This is a genomic window from Mesorhizobium sp. M7A.F.Ca.CA.003.01.2.1, from assembly GCF_003998945.1.
Taxonomy (GTDB): Bacteria; Pseudomonadota; Alphaproteobacteria; order Rhizobiales; family Rhizobiaceae; genus Mesorhizobium; species Mesorhizobium ciceri.
The window spans coordinates 1-5,538 of sequence record NZ_RZRA01000317.1 but is presented as its reverse complement, the minus strand read 5'-3'; the positions used below and the strand labels follow the sequence as shown (position 1 = coordinate 5,538).

General features: G+C 62.8%; 5 protein-coding genes and 1 pseudogene. All 6 read left to right on the top strand.

Going from position 1 to position 5,538, the window contains the following annotated elements:
• Positions 1 to 691: pseudogene (locus EN969_RS14735) on the top strand (sugar ABC transporter ATP-binding protein); the annotation flags it as partial.
• Between the two features lies 1 nt (position 692).
• Positions 693 to 1,754, top strand: coding sequence for an ABC transporter ATP-binding protein (locus tag EN969_RS14730; protein WP_127419208.1), 1,062 nt, complete (start codon positions 693 to 695; stop codon positions 1,752 to 1,754).
• Between the two features lie 35 nt (positions 1,755 to 1,789).
• Positions 1,790 to 2,875, top strand: a complete 1,086-nt coding sequence (locus tag EN969_RS14725; RefSeq protein ID WP_063168538.1) for a Gfo/Idh/MocA family oxidoreductase — start codon at positions 1,790 to 1,792, stop codon at positions 2,873 to 2,875.
• Positions 2,876 to 2,930: 55 nt separating this feature from the next.
• Positions 2,931 to 3,845 (top strand): sugar phosphate isomerase/epimerase, encoded by a 915-nt coding sequence (locus tag EN969_RS14720; protein ID WP_013530826.1) that lies wholly within the window; start codon positions 2,931 to 2,933, stop codon positions 3,843 to 3,845.
• Positions 3,846 to 3,909: 64 nt separating this feature from the next.
• A complete protein-coding gene (locus EN969_RS14715; RefSeq protein ID WP_024501562.1) occupies positions 3,910 to 4,854 on the top strand; it encodes a substrate-binding domain-containing protein in 945 nt (314 codons plus the stop codon).
• 81 nt (positions 4,855 to 4,935) lie between these two features.
• A partial coding sequence (locus EN969_RS14710; RefSeq protein WP_245467442.1) for an ABC transporter permease occupies positions 4,936 to 5,538 on the top strand: 603 nt, incomplete at its 3' end.

Here is a 5,538-nt window from a genome sequence, read left to right as displayed (position 1 = left end):
GTCGGTCAATATATTGCAACGGGTGGCGATCGGCCGCTCGGCGATCATGGAGCCGGCGATCTTCCTGCTCGACGAGCCGCTCTCCAATGTCGACGCCGCTTTCCGGGCCGTCATGCGCACCGAACTGAAGCAGCTGCAGCGGCAGTTCCGCCAGACCATGGTGTATGTCACCCACGATCAGCTCGAGGCGATGACCATGGCCGACCGCATCGCGGTCATGGATCATGGGGTTTTGCAGCAGGTCGGCACGCCGCTCGAGGTCTACAACGATCCAGCCAATGTCTTCGTCGCCCGCTTTATCGGTGCGCCGGGCATGAATCTGCTCAAGGGCAGGCCGGCGGAGAGCGACCGCGGACTGGTCGTCGATCTCGGACCGTTGGGCGTCACGCCGCCGCTGCCGGGCGAACTCGCAGCGGCCATGCGTGGTGCACGCGGCGAGGTGCTTTACGGATTCCGGCCTGAACAGGCGACGTTGGTGCAGAATGGGCAGGGCCTCGCAATGCCGGTGACCTTTGTCGAACGGATCGGTGCGCGCACCATCGTTCATCTCGGCCAGGGCGAGGCGGCTGTGAAAACGGTGTTCGACAATGATGTCGGGCTGGCTATCGGCGACACCGCTGTCATCGCTCCCACTACGTCGTCGGTGCGCGTCTTCGACGCCGCTACCGGCCTTGCGATGAAGGCAGGTTGAGATGGCCGCTATCGTCTTCCGTAATGTGACCAAACGCTACGGCAATACACTCGCCGTCGACGACGCCTCGTTCACCGTCAACGACAATGAGTTCTTCTGCTTCTTCGGTCCGCCGCTGTCGGGCAAGTCGACCATCCTGCGCCTGGTGCTCGGGTTGGAGACACCTGACACCGGCGAAATCCTGATCGGAGGCAGGCCGGTCAACGCGATGTCGCCGGCCGAGCGCAACGTGGCTATGGTGTTCCAGAACCTGGCGCTGTTCCCGCATATGAGCGGGCTCGAAAATGTCCGCTTTCCCCTGGTCGAACGCCGGGTCGCCGAGGCCGAGATCAAGCGGCGGGTCACCGACGTCGCGGCGAAGCTACATATCGGCCATATCCTGCACAAGCCGCCGGGACAGCTTTCGGGCGGGGAGCGGCAGCGCGTGGCGATCGCCCGGGCTCTGGTGCGCGATCCCAATGCCTATCTGATGGACGATCCGATCTCGGCGCTCGACGCCAGGCTGCGCGAAGAAACGCGCGTCGAGCTGAAGCGCATCCAGCGCGAACTCGGCAAGACGCTGATCTACGTCACGCATGACCAGGAAGAAGCGATGTCGGTCGCCGATCGCATCGCCATCCTGGAGGACGGCAAGATCAGGCAGATCGGTACGCCGGCAGAGATTTACGACCGCCCGGCCAGCACCTATGTGGCAAGGCTACTTGGCTCGCCGATGATGAACATCCTCAGATCGGCGCGTGGCGAGGGCGGTGTCGAAGCGGCTGAAGGCACGATCCGCATCGACGACAAGACAGCGCCCGCCGATGCCGTGGAGATCGGGCTGAGGCCGGAGGACATCAAGGTCAGACCGTGGGCGGACGGGGGCCCGGGCCGCCCGGCGCGAGTGTTCGAGGTCGAGCCGCTTGGCGGCTACACCGTGGTGACGCTCGCTGCCGGGCAGGCGCGGCTGAAGGCGTTGCTGCGCGGCCAGCCCGACATCCGGCCGGATGCCATGGTGGCGATATCCTGCGAGCCGGCCAGAGTGCATTATTTCGAACAGAGCGGCGGGGCGTTGGCACGATGACGGCCGCCGCAAGGAAAGAGTTTCGGGAGGAAGAGATGGCAAGCAAAGGCTTCGAGCCGGACGTGAAGGTCCGCACGAAGGAATACAAGATCGGCTGTGTCGGCGCAGGCATGATCATGGCCGAGTGCCATCTCGCCGCCTACAAGGAAGCCGGGTTCCCGGTGGTGGCAATCGCCTCGCGCACCAGGGCCAGCGCCGATAAGGTGGCGACGCGCTGGGGCATTCCGACCGTCCACGACACACCGGAAAAACTGATCGAGGACGAAAATGTCGAGATCATCGACCTTGCTTTCCCGCCCGACCTGCAGCCGGCGCTGATCCGTCACGCGCTGAGGCAGAAGCATATCAAGGCGATCCTGGCGCAGAAGCCGCTGGCGCTGTCAGTCGAGGAAGCGGTCAAGCTGCGCGATGAGGCGGCCAAGGCCGGCAAGATCCTCTCGATCAATCAGAACATGCGCTACGACCAATCGATGCGCGTCTTGAAGCAGATCATCGACAGCGGCGCGCTGGGCGACATCGTCTTCGCGCAGATCGACATGCACGCCATCCCGCATTGGCAGAGCTTTCTCGAGGATTATGACCGGCTGACGCTCGCCAATATGAGCGTGCATCATCTCGACGTGCTGCGCTTCCTGTTCGGCGATCCCGACGAGATCACCACGCTGACACGCAAAGACCCGCGCACGACATTCGACCACTCCGACGGCATCACCGTGTCGACGCTGCGCTTCCCGTCCGGCGTGCTTGCCGTGTCGCTGGAGGATGTCTGGTCGGGTCCGCGCCAGGATGGCTACAAGGACGACCAGCACATCAACTGGCGCGTCGACGGCAGCAAGGGGGTCGCGAAGGGCACCATCGGCTGGCCGACGGGCGCTGCCTCGACGCTGACTTACGCTTCGACCGAGACGACCGGCGGCGAATGGGTCAGCCCGAGCTGGGACACGATGTGGTTCCCGCATGCCTTTATCGGTGTGATGGAGCAGCTCCAGCACGCGGTGAAGACCGGCACGCCGCCGGCGCTGTCGGTCGCCGACAACGTCAAGACCATGGCGCTGGTCGAGGCGGGCTACCGCTCGATCGACGAGGCCCGCACGGTCAAGCTTTCCGAAATCGCTACCTGATCACCGCAGCTGAAACACCAAACAACTGAATCGCTTACAGGGAGGAATTCACACCATGATGCAGGCAGGTATTTTCACGGGCTATTTCCCGTACGGCCTCGAAGAGACGGCGAAGAAGATCCGCGGGCTCGATTTCAACACGGTGCAACTCGACCTCCACTTCAAGGATGTCGACCTGTCGGCCGGGCAGATCACCAAGGACAAGGCCAAGAAGGTGCGCGACGTCTTCCGCGATCATCACCTGCCGGTGTGCTGCATTTCCGGCTACACAAATATCATCCACCCGGACAAGGCCGAGCGCGACAAGCGCGTCGGCTACCTCAAAGAGATCATCCGCAACGCCCGCCATTTCGGCAGCCCGTATGTGATCTCGGAAACCGGCACCTACAACACCGAATCCGACTGGGTGCATCACCCCAAGAACAAGACCGAGGAAGGGTTCGAGGAATGCCGCAAGGTGGTCGCCGACCTTGCCCAGACGGCCTATGACCACGGCGCGGTCTTCCTGCTCGAAACCTATGTCAACAACGTCGTCGGCTCGGTCGAGGAGACGGTCAAGATGTTCGCGCAGGTCGATCACCCCGGCCTCGGTCTGCTGATGGACCCGACCAATTATTTCGAGACGCATAACATCGACAGGATGGACCAGATCCTGAACCAGGTGTTCGACACGCTGACCGACAAGATCAGAATAGCTCACGCCAAGGACGTCAAGCGTTCGGGCGGCGACAAGTCCGAGAAGCACGCCGATATCGGCGACGAGGACGCGCTGGAGAGCCATACATTCCGTGGCGTCGGTGAGATCGAGTTGCCGGCACCGGGCCTCGGTTCGCTGAACTACGACCTCTATCTCCAGCGGCTGGCGGAAAAGCATCCGAACATCCCGGTGATCATCGAGCATCTCTCGGAAGACGACGTGCCGAGGGCCAAGAAATTCCTCGACGGGAAGTTCCGCGCCAACGGTCTGTGACGGCCTTCTCGCGCCGCTGGTTCGCGGCGGCGCGGTTCGGTTCCAAAGTAAGGGAGGAGAAAAAATGTTGAAATTCGCATTGAAACTGGCGGCTGCCGTAACGCTGCTCGCCGGCGTCTCGTTGAGCGCGCCGGCAATGGCGCAGGATGGCCAGAAGACGTTCTACTTGCTGTCGCATGGCGGTCCGTCGGATGCGTTCTGGCTGGACTGGAATGCCGGCGCGACCAAAGCCTGCGACCAGCTCAAGGTGACCTGCAAGATCTCATTCAGCGGCGGCGACATGGCGGCGCAGAAGGAGGCCTTCAATTCCGCGCTTGCGGCCAAGCCCGACGGCATCGCCACCACGTCGGCCCAGCCGGGCTTGTGGACGGAAGAGGTGAAGGCGGCCAAGGCAGCCGGCATCCCGATCGTGTTCTTCAACACAGACGATCCGGCGACCGGACGGCAGGCCTATGTCGGCGCCGATCTCAAGGAGGCGGGGGTCATCTGGGCCAAGTATCTTGTCGACCACAAGATGGTGAAGCAGGGCGACAAGGTGTTCCTGCCGGTGGAAGTGCCCGGCGCCAGCTATCAGCAGCTGGAGACCGAAGGCATCGCCAGCGTCTTCGATCCGTTGGGGATCAAATATGATGTGGTCGATTGCGGCACCGACCCGGCCGGCATCATTGCCAAGATGACCGACTACATGGTGGCCAACAATCCGCCGGCGATCATCGCGCTTGGCGATTCCGTCGCGGCCAGCGTCAAGCGGGTGTTCGACGGCGCCGGCGTGCCGGCCGGCAAGATCCCGGTCGTCGGCTGGGGCAATTCCAAGGAAACCGCGGAAGCCGTCAAATCCGGTTTCGTCAACGCGGCCGCCTGGCAGTTCCCGTCTGCGCAGGGCTTCATGCCGGTGGCGCTGCTCGGGCTCGCCGCTTCGGGTGAGCCGATCGGCTACGACATCCATACGTTCAGCCTCTACGACGCCTCGAGCGTCGAACCGATCCTGAAACTCTACGACACGAAGTGAAAACGGTGCCCGCGGCGTAAGCTGCGGGCGTCTCTTCAAAGCATGGTTCAAGCAGTCATGATGATCGCCGCAGAAGACGAAATGCCTGTCGGGAAACGCAGATCGAGCCTTATGCGCTCGCCGCAATTCTCCTCGCTCGTCATCCTCATTGTCCTGCTCGCGGTGTTCGCCGTTGCCGATGCCAATTTCCTGTCGCCGCTCAACATCTCCAACATGATGGCGTTCCTGCCCGAGCTCGGCATCATCGCGCTCGGCATGACGCTGCTGTTGACGGCGGGCGAGTTCGACCTGTCGGTCGGCGCCGTGTTCGGGCTGGCGCCGGTCATCGTCATGCTCCTGGTGCAGAACGGCGGCGTGGATATAGGTGTCGCCCTTCTGGCCGGGCTTCTGCTGTGCATCGCCATCGGCGCCATCAACGGGCTGATCGTCACCAAGATCGGCATTTCGTCCTTCCTGGTCACGCTGTCGATGCTGCTCGTGGTGCGTGGGGCAGCGCTCTACATCACGCAGGGCTTTCCGCTGAAATCCTGGGACCAGCCGGGTTTTTTCGTGACGCTGCTGGCCGGCAGCTTCAATGTCGGCTCGTTCCGGTTCTACACCTCGCTGTGGTGGTTCATCGGTCTCTCGCTGCTGGCAATCTACGTGCTGCGCTATGCCAAGCTCGGCAACTGGATCAGCGCCATC

What these genes read in the sequence shown, in the direction of transcription:
- EN969_RS14730 (WP_127419208.1), top strand. Translation starts at nt 693, where the DNA reads ATGGCCGCTATCGTCTTCCGTAATGTGACCAAACGCTACGGCAATACA.
- EN969_RS14725 (WP_063168538.1), top strand. Translation starts at nt 1,790, where the DNA reads ATGGCAAGCAAAGGCTTCGAGCCGGACGTGAAGGTCCGCACGAAGGAA.
- EN969_RS14720 (WP_013530826.1), top strand. Translation starts at nt 2,931, where the DNA reads ATGATGCAGGCAGGTATTTTCACGGGCTATTTCCCGTACGGCCTCGAA.
- EN969_RS14715 (WP_024501562.1), top strand. Translation starts at nt 3,910, where the DNA reads ATGTTGAAATTCGCATTGAAACTGGCGGCTGCCGTAACGCTGCTCGCC.